Source organism: Marinitoga arctica, assembly GCF_054657315.1.
In genome coordinates this window covers 1-255 of sequence record NZ_BAAHYY010000102.1, presented here as the reverse complement: position 1 = coordinate 255, position 255 = coordinate 1, and the positions used below count along the sequence as shown (strand labels likewise).

3 tRNA genes are annotated in these 255 nt (G+C 56.5%); all 3 read right to left on the bottom strand.

Annotation, left to right across the window (positions count from 1 at the left end):
* Positions 1-2: 2 nt before the first annotated feature.
* Positions 3-78 (bottom strand) — tRNA-Phe (locus ACYQ44_RS10545).
* Between the two features lie 9 nt (positions 79-87).
* Positions 88-163 (bottom strand) — tRNA-Val (locus ACYQ44_RS10540).
* A 13-nt stretch (positions 164-176) separates the two neighbouring features.
* Positions 177-252 (bottom strand) — tRNA-Glu (locus ACYQ44_RS10535).
* Positions 253-255 lie beyond the last annotated feature (3 nt).

Genomic DNA, 255 nt, shown 5'->3' with positions numbered 1-255 from the left:
TGTGGTGGCCAGGGACAGAATCGAACTGTCGACACCTGGATTTTCAGTCCAGTGCTCTACCGACTGAGCTACCTGGCCTTTAAAAAATGGTGGGTGCTGCAGGGATCGAACCTACGACCTTCTGCTTGTAAGGCAGACGCTCTCCCAGCTGAGCTAAGCACCCACTCGTTCTTTCCTGGCGCCCCCAACGGGATTTGAACCCGTGCCTTTGGCGTGAAAGGCCAATGTCCTAGGCCGCTAGACGATGGGGGCATC